Origin of the sequence: Paenibacillus sp. FSL R7-0302, from assembly GCF_038006885.1 — a bacterium.
GTDB lineage: Bacteria > Bacillota > Bacilli > Paenibacillales > Paenibacillaceae > Paenibacillus_AQ.
On record NZ_JBBOWB010000002.1, the window covers coordinates 533,480 to 552,042 of the forward strand.

An 18,563-nucleotide genomic window follows, 5' to 3' on the forward strand; every position below is an offset into this window, starting at 1 on the left:
TGCCAATTCCTTATTAAAAGGGCACTGTACCCCTAAAGGAACAGTGCCTCATATCATTCAGCCTACGCCTTAGGTTTCTTCTTGCGCTTACGGCGCCCGCTCTTCTCGCCAGTGTCAGCACCGGCCTGGCCTGCGGAATCCCCGTTGCCTGGCGTCACGGAGGGGCTAATGAACACGCCGCCTTTCTTCTTGCGGCGGCCCTTGCCCTCCGGCGCTGCGCCGCGCCCTTCGGCCCCCAGGTCCTCGCGGCTGCGGAACCGTGTGCCCGCGTCTACGCCGCGCAGCTCACCGCCCGCCTGCTCAGACCCGCCACCGCCCGGCGCGCCGTAGCCGCCCTTGCCCGAGCCGAAGCCGAAGGCGATGCCGCGTCCCCCGGCACCGCCACCGGCCTCCGCGCCGCGGCCTCTGCCGCCCTCGCGCGGAGCGCCAGAACCGCCGGCTTCGCCCCGACGGTCCGCCTTGCCGCCGCCCGCTGCGCCTGCGGCGGCAAGACCGCGCCGCGCTGCCGCTTCCGGCCCGCGCCCGCGCTTGCGGCCGCTGCCTGCTGCGCCGGCGATGTCCCACGCCGCCGCTCCGCCCTCGCGCGGCCCGTTCCCGGCGCCAGACTCAGCGCCGCCGAAGCCACCAGCCGCTTCCCCGCCGCCCGCGGCAGAAGCGTTCTTGCTCTTACCAGCGGCACCTGCGCCGCCGTTCTTCCCCTTACCGCCAGCCCCGAAGATGGCGCCGTTCTTGCCCTTGGCAACACCACTCTTGCCTCCGGCAGCAGCGCTGCCGGGCTTGCCCTTCCCACCGCGTCCTTTGCCGCCTCCGGCCTTACCGGCGAACGGCTTGCTGAAGCCTCCTGCGCCCGGACGGCTGCCTTTGCCGCCGCGTCCGCCGTAGCTCCGGTGGTCTCCGGCTGCGCGCGGCTTCATATCGACCAGCTCGAAGTCGATGGTGTGGTCGTCCATGTTGACCTTGGCTACGCGGATCTTCACTTCATCGCCGATGCGGAAGACCTTGGAGGTACGCTCGCCGATCAGCGCCATATGAGCTTCATCGAAGTGGTAGTAATCATCCGTCAGCGCACTAAGGCGAATAAGACCTTCGACCGTATTATCCAGCTCGATGAACATCCCAAAGCTGGTCACGCTGCTGATCATGGCGTCGAATTCCTCGCCAACCTTGTCCTGCATGAACTCTGCTTTCTTCAGTTGCTCGGTATCGCGCTCAGCTTCAACAGCCACACGCTCACGCTCCGAGGACTGCTGGGCAATATCCGGCATCCTGGAGGCCAGATATTCGTGGCGCTTCTCGGTTAGCGCTCCGCCATTCTCAAGCACCTCGCGCATGACGCGGTGAATCACCAGATCGGGATAACGGCGGATCGGTGAGGTGAAGTGGGAATAGAACTCTGCGGCCAGCCCGAAGTGCCCGGTGCTCTCGGCATCGTACTTCGCCTGCTTCATGGAGCGCAGCATCATCGTACTGATGACGGTCTGCTCCTTCGTTCCCTGAATCTGCTCCAGCAGATCCTGGAGCGCGCGCGGGTGAACCGAATTCCCCCGGCCCTTCACGTGGTAGCCGAAGTTAGCCGCAAAAGCCATGAAGTTCTGCAGCTTCTCCGGGTCCGGGTCCTCATGAATCCGGTACAGGAACGGAACCTTCAGCCAGTGGAAGTGCTCCGCCACCGTCTCATTGGCCACCAGCATGAACTCTTCAATAATCTGCTCCGCCACAGAGCGTTCGCGTTTTACAATATCGATAGCCTTACCGGCATCATCTACAATAATCTTGCTCTCTTCAAAATCGAAATCCACCGCACCGCGCCGCATCCGTGCACCGCGCAGCTTCATCGCCAGCTCCTTCATCAGCCGGAAATCCCCAATCAGCGGAGCATACCGCTCCAGCAGCTCAGGATCTTCATCCTCAACAATCTTCCGTACATCAGAGTAGGTCATTCTCTCCTTCGTACGGATGACACTGGTGAAGACATCGTGGTTCACGACCTTCATCTGCTCGTCGAATTCCATTTCACAGGACATCGTCAGACGGTCAACCTGCGGATTCAAGCTGCAGATACCGTTCGACAGCCGGTGCGGAAGCATCGGAATGACACGGTCCACCAGGTACACACTGCATCCGCGGTCATAGGCTTCCTTGTCCAGTTCAGAGCCTTCACGCACATAATAGCCTACGTCAGCAATATGAACGCCCAGCTTATAATGGCCATTCTCCAGACGCTCTACGTTGACCGCATCATCCAGATCCTTGGCATCCGCGCCGTCAATGGTTACGATATTGAGTCCGCGCAGATCACGCCGCCCCTGCTCGATAATCTCTTCATCCGTGATGGAATCCGGCGCCTGCTCCGCTTCCGTCATCACCTCAGCCGGAAAAGCCTCCGGAAGCTGATGCTTACGGATTACTGACAGAATATCCACGCCCGGATCATCCTTATGGCCAAGGATCTCAATGATCTCACCCTCAGCCGCAGCACGGCCCTCCGGATAGTTCACAATGCGGACAACCACCTTTTCCCCGTCAACCGCACCCTTGAAAGACTCCCTGGGAATGAAAATATCCCGGTTAATCCGCTTATCATCAGGCAGCACGAAGCCATAGGTCTCCAGGCTCTGGAAGACCCCCACCGTCTGCGACACGCCTCTGATCAGAATCCGTTCCACTTCGCCTTCCATTCGCCCGCCGGACGGGCTCTTCGAGGTAATACGGATCAAGACGATATCGCCGTTCATAGCACCCTTCAGATCGTTCGCGTGGATATACACATCCGGGTGCTCCCGGTTATCGGGAATCAGAAAAGCAAAGCCCTTGGCATGAACCTGCAGCCGTCCGCGCAGCAGATCCATCCGCTCAGGCACACCATAACGGCTACCCCGGGTCAATATGATCCGGCCGTCCTTTTCCAGGTCAATCAGCAAGGCCTCAAAGGCCTTGAATTCAGCACTATCCTCAATTGCGAAATGGCTCACCAGTTCTTCATAAGTTAGTGGTTTATAAGCGGTCTCCCGCATGAAATCAAGTAAAATTTCCTGTGTTATCATGTTCGTCACCTTCTCTTCTCCGCTCCGCAGCATTCCTATGCCGCTGGCATATATGTATGCCTTGTCCTATTGCACAGCTAATCATTTCAAGTAAAATTTACCTTTCTATACTTCATACCCTAGTATACACGAATTTAATCCCGGGCATCCCTGTTATGATGTTCACAATATTAAATCTGCATACAAAAAAACCTCCGCCTATTCCATTTCAGAACAGAGCGAAGGTTTACTGTAGGCATACTATTCAACAACAATGGCAACAACAATTGACATGATGAAGAATCCGGCCGCCAGGCCAACTGTTACACGCTGTAGCACAAGCTCCATACCGCGTGCTTTTGTTTTACCGAAGAGATGCTCAGCACCGCCGGAGATGGCACCGGAAAGACCTGCACTTTTCCCTTTTTGCAGAAGAACGACCGCAATCAGACCTACGGCAAAAATCAGAAGCACCACTTTCAAAAAGATATCCATTCACTTCCACCTCCTACGTCCAAGCATCACTATCTATGCTAAATTAGAATTTCCGTTTCATAAACAGCATTCCTACGTCCAAGCATCACTATCTATGCTAAATTAGAATTTCCGTTTCATAAACAGCATTCTTATTTTATCATAGCCACAGAATGAAAACAACCATCCACACCGCGATCGACCCCGATCTTCCTATTAAAATCGCATATTTATCTCCTACAGGCAGCCAGGAGACACAATAAGAGCAAAAAAAGACCTGCCAAAGTGCGGCAGGTCTTCAATATAGGTTCAAAAGAAATTATCTTTTGAGGTTGTAGAAGGATTTCAGGCCGTTGTATTGAGCCAATTCGCCCAGCTCGTCTTCGATGCGAAGGAGTTGGTTGTATTTAGCCACACGGTCTGTACGGGAAGGAGCACCAGTCTTGATCTGGCCAGCGTTAGTCGCTACAGCGATGTCAGCGATGGTGCTGTCTTCGGACTCACCGGAACGGTGGGAGATAACAGCTGTGTAACCGGCACGTTTCGCCATTTCGATCGCATCGAAGGTTTCAGTCAGTGTACCAATCTGGTTAACCTTAACCAGGATGGAGTTACCAATACCCTTTTCGATACCTGTTGCCAGACGCTCAGTGTTTGTAACGAACAGGTCGTCACCCACCAATTGGACTTTGTCGCCCAATTTTTCAGTCAGCAATTTCCAGCCATCCCAGTCATCTTCGGACATACCGTCTTCGATTGTGATGATTGGATACTTCTCAACCCATGAAGCCAGCAGGTCAACATACTCAGCGGAAGTGTAAGATTTACCTTCGCCCGCAAGTGTGTACTTACCATCTTTGTAGAACTCAGTGGAAGCAACGTCCATACCGAGGAATACGTCAACGCCTGGTTTGTAACCGGCTTTTTCGATGGCTTCAATGATTGTAGTGATCGCTTCTTCATTGGAACCCAGGTTCGGTGCGAAGCCGCCTTCGTCGCCAACAGCTGTGTTCAGGCCTTTGGATTGCAGTACGGATTTCAGGTTGTGGAAGATTTCTGCACCAGTACGCAGTGCTTCCTTGAAGCTTGGAGCGCCTACAGGAAGAACCATGAACTCTTGAACGTCGATGTTGTTGTCAGCATGCTCACCACCGTTGATGATGTTCATCATTGGTACTGGAAGAGTCTTGGCGTTGAATCCGCCCAGGTATACGTACAAAGGAATATCCAGTGCTGTTGCAGCTGCACGGGCTACGGCCATGGATACTGCCAGGATTGCGTTAGCGCCCAGCTTGCCTTTGTTAGGAGTTCCGTCCAAAGTGATCATCAATTTGTCGATGCCCACTTGGTCAAGAGCGTCCATACCGATAACTTCTGGAGCAATAATTTCGTTTACGTTCTCAACAGCTTTCAGAACGCCTTTACCCATGTAACGGGATTTGTCGCCGTCACGAAGCTCTACAGCTTCATGAGCGCCAGTGGAAGCGCCGGAAGGAACGATAGCGCGGCCTTTTGCGCCGGACTCCAGATATACGTCAACCTCTACAGTAGGGTTACCACGGGAGTCAAGGACTTCGCGTGCATACACATCAGAAATAATAGTCATGTAAGTTTAATCTCCTTTTATACAATGGTTTTGGGTTTACACAAACAGGTGTCTTGCTTATTTGCGGCTGGCAATCATGGATTGTCCGGTCATTTCCGCAGGCTGCGGAAGTCCCATCAGATCCAGGATCGTCGGTGCCACATCTGCGAGAATACCAGCTTCGCGCAGAACTACATCTTCAGTGGTAACGATGAACGGTACCGGGTTGGTGGTATGGGCTGTGAACGGACGTCCGTTCTCATCGAATACCATATCCGCATTTCCGTGGTCGGCAATGATAATCGCAACGCCGCCCTTGGCAACTACAGCATCCACAACCTTGCCTACGCATTCGTCCGTTACTTCAACTGCCTTGATGGTAGGCTCCAGCATGCCGGAGTGTCCTACCATATCAGGGTTGGCAAAGTTCAGGATAATGGCATCCTGTCTGTCCGCCTCGATCTCCGCTACGCAGGCCGCCGCCACTTCGTAAGCGCTCATCTCTGGCTTCATATCATAGGTTGCCACCTTCGGCGAGTTGATCAGGATACGGGTCTCGCCCGGAAGCTCCTCATCGCGTCCGCCGCTGAAGAAGAAGGTCACATGCGGATACTTCTCGGTCTCTGCAATACGCAGCTGCTTCTTGTTCTGCTGAACCAGCACCTCACCGAGCGTATTGTCCAGATTCTTCGGGGAGTAAGCCACGAAGCCCTGAACCGTCTCACTGAAGGTAGTCAGGCATACGAAGTGCAGGCCTTGCGGGAACTTAGGTCCACGGTCGAAGCCGCGGAAATCCGAGTTCGTGAACACTTGTGACAGCTGAATGGCACGGTCAGGACGGAAGTTAAGGAAAATGACCGAATCGCCGCTCTCCACGGTCGCTACCGGGTTGTTCTGGCTGTCCACAATTACACTTGGCTCCACGAATTCATCGAACACAGAATTCTGGTAGGATGCAGTGATGGCCTGAAGGGCATCGGTATATTTAGGGCCTTCGCCATATACCATTGCACGGTAAGCCTTCTCTACACGCTCCCAGCGCTTGTCACGGTCCATCGCGAAGTAGCGTCCGGATACCGTAGCAATCGTACCTACGCCAACCTCTTCAATCTTGGCGACCAGATCCTGAATGAACTTCTGTCCACTGTCGGGTGGTACGTCACGGCCATCCATGAAGGCATGAATATAGACTTCATGCAGATCTTCTTTTTTGGCCAGATCGAGCATGGCGAACAGATGATTGATGTGGCTGTGTACGCCGCCATCGGATACCAGTGCATAGAGGTGAAGCTTTTTGCCGGTTGACTTAGCGCTTCTTACGGCAGCCACCAGCGTCTCGTTATCGAAGAATTCTCCATCACGGATCGACTTGTCGATACGGGTCAGGTCTTGATATACAATCCGGCCGGCACCAATATTAAGGTGCCCTACTTCAGAGTTACCCATTTGGCCTTCCGGCAGACCTACAGCTTCGCCGCAAGCGGTAAGCGTAGTATTCGGATATTGCTTCAGGTAACGGTCGTAGTTCGGCTTGTTGGCTTGGGCAACAGCGTTGCCTTCATCCGTGTTCCGCAGTCCGAAGCCGTCCATGATAATCAGTGCTACAGGTCTTGGAGCTGACATTCTTACTTCGCCCCCTCAACGAGTGAAACGAAGGAAGCAGGCTGCAGGCTGGCACCGCCGACTAGAGCGCCGTCGATGTCGCTTTGACTCATGTACTCCGTTACATTCTCAGGCTTCACGCTGCCGCCGTATTGGATACGTACAGCTTCAGCTGTTGCTTCATCGTACAGGCCTTTAACAAGGGTACGGATATAAGCAATAACTTCGTTGGCATCCTGGGAAGTGGAGGATTTACCTGTACCGATCGCCCAGATGGGCTCGTAAGCGATAACTACGCTTGCTGCCTGCTCTGCGCTAAGACCGGCAAATGCCGCTTCAGTCTGCACCTTGCATACGTCCTTAGTCTGGTCAGCTTCGCGCTCTTCAAGCTTTTCGCCTACACAGACAATTGGAGTAATGCCGTGACGGAATGCCGCATGCATCTTCTTGTTGACGATTTCGTCCGTCTCACCGAAATAAGCACGGCGTTCGGAGTGGCCGATAATAACGTACTCTACACCAAGATCCTTCAGCATTACGCCGCTGATCTCACCTGTATAAGCGCCGTTATCTTCGAAGTGCAGGTTCTGTGCACCAATTTTGATGGTGGTGCCTTGTACCGCTGCAACCAGTGCAGGCAGGTTCGTGAATGGCGCGCAGATTACAGTCTCTACGCCTGCCACTTCCGCCTGGCCTTTGATTTCAGCGATGAAGCCTTCGGCTTCCGGAACGGTTTTGAACATTTTCCAGTTGCCTGCAATAATAGGTGTTCTACTCATAGTGATGTATTGCCTCCCTCTTCGGTATTACTTGTCGTTCAGTGCTTCTACACCTGGAAGAGCTTTACCTTCCATGAACTCGAGCGATGCGCCGCCGCCAGTGGAGATGTGGTCCATCTGGTCTGCGAGGTGGAATTTCTCAGCAGCCGCAGCGGAATCACCGCCGCCAATAACAGTGTAGCCTTCGGTAGTAGCGCAAGCCTGAGCCACAGCCTTTGTACCTTCAGCGAAGATGTCGATTTCAAATACGCCCATCGGTCCATTCCATACAACCAGCTTGGAGTTTTTGATAATATCGGCATAGATTTCACGAGTCTTAGGACCGATGTCCAGACCTTCCCAGTCTGCAGGAATCTCTGTTGCATCTACAATCTTGGTGTTGGCATCTGCACCGAACTTGTCAGCGACTACAACGTCAACCGGAAGCACGAAGTTCTTGCCCAGCTTCTTGGCCTTCTCGATGAATCCAAGCGCTGCATCAATCTTGTCGTTGTCTACCAGGGATTTACCGATTTCGTAGCCTTGAGCCTTGGTGAACGTGTAAGAGAGGCCGCCGCCAATCAGTACATTGTCAGCCAGATTCAGCAGGTTGTCGATAACGTCAATCTTGTCTTTAACCTTGGAACCGCCGATGATGGCCGTGAAAGGACGTTCCGGGTTAGAAAGCGCCTTGCCGAGAACGGACAATTCCTTCTCCATCAGAAGACCGGATACTGCTGGCAGGAAGTGAGCGATTCCTTCTGTCGAAGCATGGGCACGGTGAGCTGCGCCGAATGCGTCATTGACGAACAGGTCAGCCAGTTCAGCGAACTGCTTAGCCAGTTCAGGATCATTCTTCTCTTCACCTTTGTAGAAACGGACATTCTCAAGCACAAGCACATCGCCATCGTTCAGTTCAGCGATTTTCGCTTTCACCGCTTCGCCAATGGCCTCATCAGCCTTGGCTACCGGTTTGCCGAGCAATTCAGACAGACGGACTGCAGCGGAAGTCAACCGCATGGAATCGACGAATTCGCCTTTAGGACGGCCCATATGGCTGGCCAGAATGACCTTTGCACCGTTCTCAATCAGGTATTTAATTGTTGGAAGGGTTTCGCGGATACGGGTATCATCAGTGATCTTGCCGTCTTCCACTGGCACATTGAAATCTACACGCACGAATACGCGTTTGCCTTTTACTTCTACATCACGGACACTTTTTTTGTTCATGATTAACATTTCCTCCACACCCAAAATTGGTTCCTTCACGAAGCCATTTCATCACGTAGCCATTGCATTTAGAAAGAGCGGAAACAGACTTTCCTTGTTTCCGCTCTATTGTACTGCTTATATGAAATCGGTCTTATTTAGCAAGCTTAGCGAATTTCTCCAAAGTACGAACCAGCTGTGCAGTGTAGGACATTTCGTTGTCATACCAAGCAACAGTTTTAACCAGCTGTTTGTCGCCAACAGTCAGTACTTTAGTCTGAGTTGCATCGAACAGGGAACCGAAAGTCATACCCTTGATGTCGGAAGATACGATTTCGTCTTCAGTGTAGCCGTAAGTTTCTGGGTCAGAAGCTTCCTTCATGGCTGCATTGATTTCTTCAACGGTTACGCTCTTATCCAGAACAGTAACCAGCTCAGTCAGGGAACCTGTAGCTACAGGCACACGTTGTGCTGCACCGTCAAGCTTGCCCTTCAGTTCTGGAATAACCAGACCGATGGCTTTAGCAGCACCGGTAGTGTTAGGGATGATGTTCTCAGCAGCAGCGCGGGCGCGTCTGAAGTCGCCTTTTGCGTGTGGAGCATCAAGCGTATTCTGGTCACCTGTGTAAGCGTGGATTGTAGTCATCAGGCCTTCGATGATACCGAACTTGTCGTTCAGAACTTTGGCCATAGGAGCCAGGCAGTTCGTTGTGCAAGATGCACCGGAGATTACTGTTTCGGAACCGTCAAGGATGTCATCGTTAACGTTGTACACAACAGTTTTCATGTCGCCTGTAGCTGGAGCGGAAATAACTACTTTTTTAGCTCCGCCTTTCAGGTGCTTCTCAGCGGCTTCTTTAGTTGTGAAGAAACCAGTACATTCCAGAACGATATCAACGCCAAGCTCTCCCCAAGGAAGCTCTTCAGGGTTGCGGTTCGCCAGAACCTTAACATCTTTACCGTTCACTTTGAAGAAGCCGTCATGCACTTCAACATCGCCTTGGAATTTACCTTGAGTTGTATCATATTTAAGCAAATGAGCAAGCATCTTAGCGTCAGTCAAGTCATTGATTGCTACCACTTCGATACCTTCTACATTTTGAATACGGCGGAATGCAAGGCGTCCAATACGTCCAAAACCGTTAATACCAACTTTTACACTCATTGAATAGTTCCTCCTAGAGTTCGTTTTATTTATTCAAGACAGGCCGTGAGGCTCGTCAAGACAACAATGTTAAGTATAATGCATAAACCCTTTGCGCGCGTCCCATTTAATGGAATCTATAGGACCTTTTGTAGCTGTGTGTCGATTTCCTTGCCGATTTCGACAGCCGCCGCCTCGTCGATGACGAGAATATCCTCTTGTCCGAACCGCAGCATCGCATGAATGGCCTTCGCCTTGCGTTTGCCTCCGGCAATACCGATAACGACTTCTGTACGGATAATGTCTTCCAGGCGCAGCCCCATGGTCAGCATAGTGTGAACCACTTCGCCGTCCTCATTGAAATAGTATCCGAAGGATTCGGCTACAGCACCCTCGCCTTGAATCTCTGAGATCGTCCCGGAGTCCAGCTTGCGGCGGTGGGTCATTTCAATGGCATCACCTATTCCATGTACAATAATACGCGATCTGCGGATAATTTGTACAATCTCTCCAATATTGGAGTCCTGTGCAAGCGACTGATAAGCGTCTCCGCTAAGCAGATCGGGCACATGCAGCAGACGGTAATTGGCGCCAATCCGTTTGGCCATGGTTGAAGCAATGGTGTTGGCCTGTATCTCCATGCTCTCTCCCAGTCCTCCGCGCGCCGGAACAACCCAGGCGTTCTTATAGGAAAGGGATAGCGGCGGGGTCAGCTGATCGGCCATTTCGGCCAGGGTTGATCCGCCTGTGACGGCAATCGTATCGTCACTTCGCAGTACACTGAGCAGTGCCTTGGAGCCTGCGCGCCCCAGTTCACGCTTGGTGAACGGCGATGTCTCACAATCGCCAGGAACCACAATTACTTTGGTGAGACCGTACGTAGTACGAATTTTCTCTTCCAGATCATCCAGGCCGAATAGGCTCTTGGCGACCGGCTCCAGCAGGTCAAGCAGTCTGCGACCGGCATCGCTAATGCGCATACCGACGCTCTCGATCTCAATGAGCCCCTGCGATTTCAGAAGATCCGTCTCGGCACGCAGCACCCGCTCGGTCATATCAAGCGATGCGGCTAGCGTCCTGCGCCCAATAATATCGGACAGCATGATCTGATGTAGAATCGTATACCGTCTCTTAAGGGTTTCCATGAGATCAGGCAGAAGCTGCTTTTGGATTTCCAATAGATTACGCATGCTTTCACTCCTGCAACTTCGTCTTTCTCTTATCCCTTGTTCGTGGTCTCAAAATGTCCCGGGTTAACTTTTTAAGTCCCACCCATATTCTACCCAAAACTGACGCCGAGTGCAAGTGTTCCGAGACTATAATTCTCAGCCCGCTTTCATCTTATACATGGGCTTGTCCGGCAGGCCGCAGGCAGGAGACGCATCTCCGGCTCTATTAATGGAGGCAGAGAAAACTATTTTTGCGCAGGATGCCTAATACGCATTGCTTTTATCCGAGAAGTATATTATAATAATTTCTGTTGCGCCCGTGGTCCAATGGATATGACGTAGGCCTCCGAAGCCTGAGATCCAAGTTCGATTCTTGGCGGGCGCGCCATTATTTTCAAGCTTGTACATAATTTAGTGACGATTATATTATATTTAACCAAAGAGCCGCTTGAGGGCTCTTTTTTTTGAAAGTAAGTTTGACTTTCTTTGACTTTTTGTTTGAATTTGTTTATCATGTGGTTAATACGGTAACAGTAAAAAATGAACACATTCGAAGCACCAATTTCAAGGAGGTTTTCCACGTGAGTTATATTCCTATGGTAGTAGAACAGAGCAACCGCGGTGAGCGCGCTTATGACATCTATTCCCGCCTGCTGAAGGACCGCATCATTTTCCTTGGAACGGAGGTTAATGACGTGGTTGCCAATTCCATCATCGCACAAATGCTCTTCCTGGCTGCCGAGGACCCGGATAAGGATATTCACCTGTATGTGAACAGCCCAGGCGGTTCCATCACAGCGGGTATGGCCATCTTCGATACAATGCAATACATTAAGCCGGATGTATCCACCATCTGTGTAGGTATGGCCGCTTCCATGGGAGCGTTTCTGCTGAACGCTGGCGCCAAGGGCAAGCGCTTCGCCCTGCCGAACAGCGAGATCATGATTCACCAGCCGCTAGGCGGTGCCCAGGGCCAGGCTTCGGATATCGAGATCCGTGCCCGCCGCATCATCAAGCTGCGTGAGAAGCTGAACCGCATCCTCTCCGAACGTACGGGCCAACCGCTGGAGAAGATCGAGAAGGATACTGACCGCGACTACTTCATGAGCGCTGCAGACGCTGCCGAATATGGTATCGTGGACAAGGTAATTGAGAAGACTCTGCCGACAGGCGTATAAGTACTTAATTTCATGAATTTACTAAGAGGCTGTTACAGACCATCTGGTCCGTAGCAGCCTCTTTGATTGTTCCTGCACCGTTCTACACCCTACCTTAAGCCCCCGTAACCCAAAGCGTCCAGCTTGCCTGCAATTACGCGGTAGCCTCTGCTGTTCGGGTGAATATGGTCCAGGAACAGCAGCCCCCGCTCATTACCGGCAAACTCATGGTAGATCGAAGCAAACCCTACGTTACTGCTGCTGTAGCCTGATGCATAGCGGTTGAACTCGCGCACCCACTCTGTTGCTTCATCCACCTGGGGATATGGGTTATAGAGCCCTACCATCCGGAGGATGTAGGGGCTGCGGGAACCCGCTTTGAGCTGTGTCAGGCTACCCATGATGTCGCTGTAGTTACGCTTGCAGTCCCTAAGCGCCTGCTTCAGCAAGCCCTGGAATTCACCGGGCCGTGGCCCGGCTGCCCGGGCTGCCTTAATCAAGTCATTGCCGCCAATGGACAGCGTAATGATCTGTGCATCCTTCACCGCCGCCCGGTAGACGTTCGAGCTCCTCAGCCGTTGCTTCAGCCCCCCGGTGGTCAGACCATTGACGCCAAGATTCGCCGGCACCACCGGCGTGCCGAGTCTCCCTTCCGCCATCCGCCGGTAGACGGGGACGAAGCCGTTCCCGGGAAGCGCCCCGAAGCCGGTTGTGAGTGAATCCCCAATGGCCGTATACTGATAAACCATACTCTTTCCCTCCCCGTTATAAGCTGCTTGCCTTCTTTAATTTATGAAAGGCCGGGTGAAGTGGTAACGGCAGGGCCGCCCGATTAGTCCATTAAAACGCAAACAACCCTTGTGCTCGTCATAGAGCACAAGGGTCAGTATTAGGCTGTATTATTTCAGCGCTGCGAACGGACTGCTTCCATCCGGCAGGAGTTCCTTGAAGCTGAAGTTGAATTCCGGGAAGCCCTCGGCATATGCGGTGTATTCGTATAACTGGAAGAAGAGCACCGCTTTGCCATCTTTTAAATAGAAATACTTCTCTGTATCCAGACCGTTGAACCCTCCCAGATACCCTCCGTTAGCTTTGATCTCGGTGGCCAGCTTGGCATTGAGCTGTTTCTTGTAATTAGGGTTGGCACCGAACAGGTCGCCCAGCAGCAGACGTTTCCCGTCTTTGAGCGAGAAGGTGAAGGCATTGCGGTAAGTCATCCCATGTGCACCGCCGGTATACCCGTATTGATTAGTGATTAGGCTGAGCACGCCATCCTGGTTGTACGTGACCACATAACCGCCTTCGAATTCATACGGCCGGTCATCCTTCGACCGCTTGGAGATTTGATCTTCAGCATCCTTCGCATAGTTCAGAACGGTCTGCTTGATCAGATCATTGATCGCCTTCTCTGCCCCTGCGTTCGCCAGACCGCTGACCTGCGGATAATTCAGCTTGATTGGCGCATCCTTATAGTCCTTCGTATAGCTCGCTGTCTTGATTGTTACGGCATTCTGCGTCCTTTTCGTCAGATTCAGCTGTCCTGCAGCAGCGTTCCAGTCCCCTTTATAGCCCATGTAATCGTTAATCAGCTGGAACGGGACGTACAGCCGGTTGTTCAGTTGTTTGCCCTCATATTCACCAATATAATAGTTGTTCACTCGGATCATAATGCCGTAATCCATAATTGCCAGCTTCAATTGCGCAGTACCTGTTCCTATAGAATAAGTCTTCTCCGCTTTATCATAAGAGAGCGGCATCCCCAGCGCATCGCGCAGGAAGGTTACCGGCACCCATACCTTTCCTTCCTGGAGCAGGCCCGCCTGGGCTGCATTTTTACCGTTTACCTTAAGCACTACAGAGGAGGATTTGGCCTTGACCTGAGCGGCTGCCGGAGCGGCCTCCGTTATGCCTGACTGAATTATTCCTGTTCCGCCCAGCAGGATTCCTGCTGCGAGCATTCCCGCACCCCATCTGCGGATGTATTTCTTAGAGTTCGAATTCATTGTTATTTCCCCTTCCACCTGGTGGTATGATTAGTCATGATGTGTGTTCTTCCGTATCACTGTTCCTATTATAGTAAAAGAACTAGCGGGGGATGTTACAATCCGCTTTACAGTTTCTTAAGGTTTGCCATGATTATCTAAAGATCCTGTTACCTTAATTTAAACAAACTGAGAGATTTCAAAAGCGCATATGTGCATATACATTCATTTATATGATTATAAAAAGCGCCTGCCCTGCTTATAACAGCAGAGCAAGCGCCTCTTGCGAAACGTTTATTTCAGTTCATACGTTACACTCAATTGGGTAGTGACCTTAACCTGCCCGGGTTCAACGGAGCTTCCGGCAGCGTTATCCATTGCGGATTTCTGCATCGCTTCTGCTTGAGCGAAGATTACCGGATGATTCCCGTCATCGCTCTGAACGACAGTGACTACCATGCCCAATCCGCGTTTCGCTGCTTTGGCAATGGCCGCAGCTTTGACATCTGCATTCTGCATAGCCTTCTCGATAGCCTGTGCTTCAAAGGCGGACGGATCTTCAATCGCAAACCGCACGTTACCGATGTTGTTCGCTCCGGCCGCAGAAGCAGCGTCCAGCAATTGTCCAACCTTTGTCAGATCGCGGTAAGAGACCTCCAGCGTGTGCTGGGCGTTATAGCCTTTTACCTTCTGGCCGTCCTTCTCGCTGTAAGTGTAGTTAGGCTGTACGTAGAACTGTGTGCTCTGAATGTCTTTGTCCGCAATACCCCAGGTGGTCTTGAACAAAGCGGTCAGCTTGGAGACCTTCGCGGCAGTGCCTTTCTGTGCTTCCTGCGCAGTTTCGGCAGTTGTCGTTACCCCGATGGAGAGATACGCAATATCCGGTTTGATCGATAGCTCGCCTTTGCCCACCACGTTCACAATATTCTTCTGCACTTCGTCGGCGTAAGCCTTTTCAGGACCCTTCAGCACTCCGCTCAACCCCATTCCTCCAATCATCAAGCTAGCTGCCAGCAGAACTGATCCAATCGATTTACCCCATTTTCTCATGCTTGCCATCCCCTTTCGATTCGTTTAAGTGTTATTACCCTCTAGACGGGACAGCATGGTAAAAGTTGCATGAGCAATGTACGATATTTATTTTTTATTTGTTCCCCGTCCCGGTCCAGAACCGGCGGATGACATTTCCGATATGAAAAAAAGCCCCTAAGGGCTTTTGGTTAGACCATGTAGCATTTATTGATTCTCGAGCTCTTCCTTGCTTACCAGACTGGTCAAAGCGGTTACAGCCTGTTCCGCGTCTGCACCGTCTGCGCTGATGTGGATCTCCGTACCGGAACTGATCGCGAGGCTCATAATGCCCATGATACTCTTGGCGTTCACTTTTTTATCGTCTTTTTCCACGAAAATCTCCGACGAAAACTTATTAGCTTCTTGCACAAACAATGCTGCCGGCCGAGCATGGAGCCCCGTCTTCAACCGAACAACTACCGGGTGCTTTGTCATGAAACGCTTACCCCCTATTTGAGATCTGCCCAAAAATTTCACATTAATTTTATAATATTATATCATTATAACGCATACCGCACTAGAAAAAAAATAATCAGCCGCCGCGGACCTTGTCCGCCAGCTCATCAATTTTGCGCAAACGGTGGTTCACACCCGATTTACTGACTGTCCCGCCCAGCATATCCCCGACTTCCTTGAGGTTAATATCCGGGTGCGCCAGTCTGATCTCGGCAACCTCCCGCAGCTTATCCGGCAAGCTTTCCAGACCCACCTCGCGCTGCAGCAGCTTGATGTTCTCAATCTGGCGTACCGCCGCACTGATCGTCTTGTTCAGATTGGCCGTTTCGCAGTTCACAATCCGGTTGACCGAGTTGCGCATATCGCGCATGATCCGCACATCCTCGAATTTGAACAGCGCCTGATGGGCACCGATCAGACTGAGGAACTCAATGATCTTCTCGCCTTCCTTGATGTATAGGATGAAGCCTTTTTTGCGTTCTATGCAGCGGGCATTCAGGTGAAATTCACCAGCCAGCTCCACGAGCGCCTTGCAGTGCTCCTCATACATGGAAGCGATTTCCAAGTGGTACGAAGAGCCCTCCGGGTTATTGACCGAACCGCCGGCCATGAAGGCCCCCCGCAGATAGGCACGCTTGCAGCAGTTCTTGCCGACAATCTCTTCATCAATCCCATCCGTGAAAATAAAGCCCTCAGAGACAATCCGCAGATCCTTCAGGATCTCCTGGACCTGGTTCGGGATTCTTACAATATAGACGTTATTCTTCTTCAAACGCATTTTTTTACGCACGAGCAGCTCGATATGGACCTGGTAATATTTCTTAAGCAAAGAATATACCCGCCTTGCAATCGCGGCGTTCTCCGTCGAAATGTCGAGAACCACCTTTTTGCTCGAAAGCTGCACCGAACCATTCATTCGGATCAGCGCTGACATTTCCGCTTTCTCGCAGCAGGGCTGGCTCTCGACCATCGTCAGCTCTTTTTTGGTAAGGGCCGCAAAAGACAAGGGGCTCACCTCTTTCATTTAACTCTTTCTGTCAATCCAATCCTTCACCAGCTGGAAAATATGGTGACTGAGCTTATCTGTATCATGCCGCAAATAGGTTTTAAATAATACCAGCTTGTCAGCAATCACCTTATACCCGTTGCCGTCCACGGCCTCACGGTCAAGCTGTACCGGACGGGCACCCTTCTCGGCGTATTTGATCTGCACCTGCTCCGGGATCTCCCCGTCATTGACGATCACATAATCGAACAGATGCAGCCCGATATGGTCATATACGGCCTGTAGATGGTCATTAACCGTGTAATTATCCGTCTCACCCGGCTGGGTCATTACATTGCATACAAAAATCTTAATGGCCTCGGAAGCTACCACGGCTTCTGCCAGCTTCGGCACCAGCAGATTCGGCAGAATGCTGGTATACAGACTGCCCGGACCGAGCAGAATAGCATCTGCGTTGCGGATGGCCTCCAGCGCCTCCGGCAGCGGCTCCACATCCACAGGCTCCAGGAACACGCGCTTAATGACGCCGCCTGCCTCCGGGATTTTGGACTCTCCGGTAATCAGCGTCCCGTCCGCCATCTCGGCATGCAGGATTACCGCTTCTCCGGCCGCAGGCAGCACCCGGCCGCGAACGGCGAACAGCCGGCTAAGCTCCCGGACTGCTGTAACGAAGTCCCCCGAGATATCGGTCAGTGCAGCAAGAATCAGATTGCCCAGGCTATGCCCGGCTAAGCCTTCTCCGCTGCTGAAGCGGTACTTCATAATCTGTGCCATCAGAGGCTCAACGTCAGCCATAGCCGTAAGTACGTTGCGGATATCCCCGGGCGGCGGCATCTGCAGCTCACTGCGCAGAATCCCGGAGCTTCCCCCGTCATCTGCGACAGTTACGATCGCCGTGATATCCAGCGGCTTCTCCTTCAGCCCCCGGAGCATCACCGAGAGCCCGGTCCCGCCACCCATCACGACGATCTTCGGACGCTGTCCTTGTTCTTCAGCCACTATTCATCCCTTCTCTCATCAATGCCGGTCGCGTTCGGAGTCCCGATGGCTGACTGCTACCGCTTCCGTCTCGCTAACCCCCAGCATTTTGCCCAGGTATTCGGCGATGGCTACCGAACGGTGTTTGCCGCCCGTACAGCCGATGCCGATAATAATCTGGGATTTGCCTTCCTTGCGGTATTGCGGAATAAGGAATTGAAGCATATCTAGCAGCTTGGTCAGGAATTCTTGCGTTTCAGGCCATTTCATTACGTAGTCGTACACCTCGTTGTCTTGGCCTGTCTTGGGCCGCAGCTGATCCACATAATGCGGGTTAGGCAGGAAGCGGACGTCGAACACCAGGTCAGCATCAATCGGAATCCCATACTTGAATCCGAACGAAGTAATGTTAACCGAGAGGGTGCTTTTCCCGAGGTGGGAGAAGCGTGACACTATTTTTTCTTTGAGCTGAACCGGCTTCATGCTGCTGGTATCCAGACACAGGGTAGCTGAATTCTTCAGCTCCTCCAGCATCTGGCGCTCCATGCGGATGCCGTCCAGCGGCATGCCCTTCGGAGCAAGCGGATGATGCCTCCGGCTCTCCTTGTAACGCTGTACAAGCACTGAATCTGTGGCGTCCAGGAAAAGGATCTCACACCCGATCGTTGACTCGTCCTTGATGTATGCCAGAGACTCCGACAGGGCGGTGAAGAATTCCCGCCCCCTGAGGTCGATGACCAGCGCCACCTTGGCGATTTTACCCTTGGACTGCTCAATCAGCTCAGCGAATTTCGGGATTAGCACAGGCGGAAGATTATCCACGCAGAAGAACCCCAGATCCTCCAGGCTCTGCACGGCAATCGTCTTGCCCGCACCCGACATGCCTGTAATGATAATCAGGGTGGCATGGGCGGGCAGGGTTTGCTCGAGGTCGGTCATTACAGCATCC

At 52.3% G+C, this 18,563-nt stretch carries 16 protein-coding genes and 1 tRNA gene; 2 read left to right on the forward strand and 15 right to left on the reverse strand.

Going from position 1 to position 18,563, the window contains the following annotated elements; genetic code table 11:
• Window positions 1-62 precede the first annotated feature (62 nt).
• The 8 genes from rnr to MKY96_RS27970 form a co-directional block, all read right to left on the reverse strand.
• Complete coding sequence (rnr, locus tag MKY96_RS27935) at window positions 63-3,044, reverse strand: ribonuclease R (protein WP_340945603.1); 2,982 nt, start codon at window positions 3,042-3,044, stop codon at window positions 63-65.
• A gap of 240 nt (window positions 3,045-3,284) precedes the next feature.
• Entirely contained in the window at window positions 3,285-3,518 is a 234-nt protein-coding gene (gene secG, locus MKY96_RS27940) for a preprotein translocase subunit SecG (protein ID WP_036690096.1), read from the reverse strand.
• 298 nt (window positions 3,519-3,816) lie between these two features.
• On the reverse strand, window positions 3,817-5,103 hold the full coding sequence (eno, locus tag MKY96_RS27945) for a phosphopyruvate hydratase (RefSeq protein ID WP_036726271.1): 1,287 nt from the start codon (window positions 5,101-5,103) through the stop codon (window positions 3,817-3,819).
• Window positions 5,104-5,160: 57 nt separating this feature from the next.
• Entirely contained in the window at window positions 5,161-6,705 is a 1,545-nt protein-coding gene (gpmI, locus tag MKY96_RS27950; protein WP_036726269.1) for a 2,3-bisphosphoglycerate-independent phosphoglycerate mutase, read from the reverse strand.
• Between the two features lie 2 nt (window positions 6,706-6,707).
• On the reverse strand, window positions 6,708-7,463 hold the full coding sequence (gene tpiA, locus MKY96_RS27955; protein ID WP_036690091.1) for a triose-phosphate isomerase: 756 nt from the start codon (window positions 7,461-7,463) through the stop codon (window positions 6,708-6,710).
• A gap of 27 nt (window positions 7,464-7,490) precedes the next feature.
• Window positions 7,491-8,672, reverse strand: a complete 1,182-nt coding sequence (locus tag MKY96_RS27960; protein WP_036726266.1) for a phosphoglycerate kinase — start codon at window positions 8,670-8,672, stop codon at window positions 7,491-7,493.
• A gap of 133 nt (window positions 8,673-8,805) precedes the next feature.
• Window positions 8,806-9,816 (reverse strand): type I glyceraldehyde-3-phosphate dehydrogenase, encoded by a 1,011-nt coding sequence (gene gap, locus MKY96_RS27965; protein WP_036690087.1) that lies wholly within the window; start codon window positions 9,814-9,816, stop codon window positions 8,806-8,808.
• 116 nt (window positions 9,817-9,932) lie between these two features.
• A complete protein-coding gene (locus MKY96_RS27970; RefSeq protein WP_340945605.1) occupies window positions 9,933-10,985 on the reverse strand; it encodes a sugar-binding transcriptional regulator in 1,053 nt (350 codons plus the stop codon).
• Window positions 10,986-11,277: 292 nt separating this feature from the next.
• Between MKY96_RS27970 and MKY96_RS27975 the strand changes: the two genes are divergently transcribed.
• Together MKY96_RS27975 and clpP are read left to right on the forward strand one after the other, a co-directional pair.
• Window positions 11,278-11,352: transfer RNA gene (locus MKY96_RS27975), tRNA-Arg, on the forward strand.
• Between the two features lie 193 nt (window positions 11,353-11,545).
• Window positions 11,546-12,142 carry an ATP-dependent Clp endopeptidase proteolytic subunit ClpP gene (clpP, locus tag MKY96_RS27980; protein ID WP_036690083.1) on the forward strand — a complete coding sequence of 199 codons (597 nt, stop codon included), beginning with the start codon at window positions 11,546-11,548 and terminating at the stop codon, window positions 12,140-12,142.
• Window positions 12,143-12,231: 89 nt separating this feature from the next.
• Here the strand turns inward: clpP and MKY96_RS27985 are convergent, their stop codons facing one another.
• From MKY96_RS27985 to rapZ, 7 genes are all read right to left on the reverse strand, one after another.
• Window positions 12,232-12,870 (reverse strand): GDSL-type esterase/lipase family protein, encoded by a 639-nt coding sequence (locus MKY96_RS27985; protein ID WP_340945607.1) that lies wholly within the window; start codon window positions 12,868-12,870, stop codon window positions 12,232-12,234.
• A 150-nt stretch (window positions 12,871-13,020) separates the two neighbouring features.
• Window positions 13,021-14,124: a PdaC/SigV domain-containing protein gene (locus tag MKY96_RS27990; protein ID WP_340945609.1), complete on the reverse strand. Its 1,104-nt coding sequence runs from the start codon at window positions 14,122-14,124 to the stop codon at window positions 13,021-13,023.
• Between the two features lie 273 nt (window positions 14,125-14,397).
• Complete coding sequence (locus tag MKY96_RS27995; protein ID WP_340945610.1) at window positions 14,398-15,153, reverse strand: SIMPL domain-containing protein; 756 nt, start codon at window positions 15,151-15,153, stop codon at window positions 14,398-14,400.
• Window positions 15,154-15,339: 186 nt separating this feature from the next.
• Window positions 15,340-15,609: an HPr family phosphocarrier protein gene (locus MKY96_RS28000; protein WP_036690075.1), complete on the reverse strand. Its 270-nt coding sequence runs from the start codon at window positions 15,607-15,609 to the stop codon at window positions 15,340-15,342.
• A gap of 97 nt (window positions 15,610-15,706) precedes the next feature.
• Window positions 15,707-16,636 carry a DNA-binding protein WhiA gene (gene whiA / locus MKY96_RS28005; RefSeq protein WP_036726258.1) on the reverse strand — a complete coding sequence of 310 codons (930 nt, stop codon included), beginning with the start codon at window positions 16,634-16,636 and terminating at the stop codon, window positions 15,707-15,709.
• An 18-nt stretch (window positions 16,637-16,654) separates the two neighbouring features.
• Window positions 16,655-17,596, reverse strand: a complete 942-nt coding sequence (locus MKY96_RS28010; protein WP_200869550.1) for a gluconeogenesis factor YvcK family protein — start codon at window positions 17,594-17,596, stop codon at window positions 16,655-16,657.
• Window positions 17,597-17,653: 57 nt separating this feature from the next.
• Window positions 17,654-18,553, reverse strand: coding sequence for an RNase adapter RapZ (rapZ, locus tag MKY96_RS28015; RefSeq protein ID WP_036690069.1), 900 nt, complete (start codon window positions 18,551-18,553; stop codon window positions 17,654-17,656).
• Window positions 18,554-18,563: the final 10 nt, after the last annotated feature.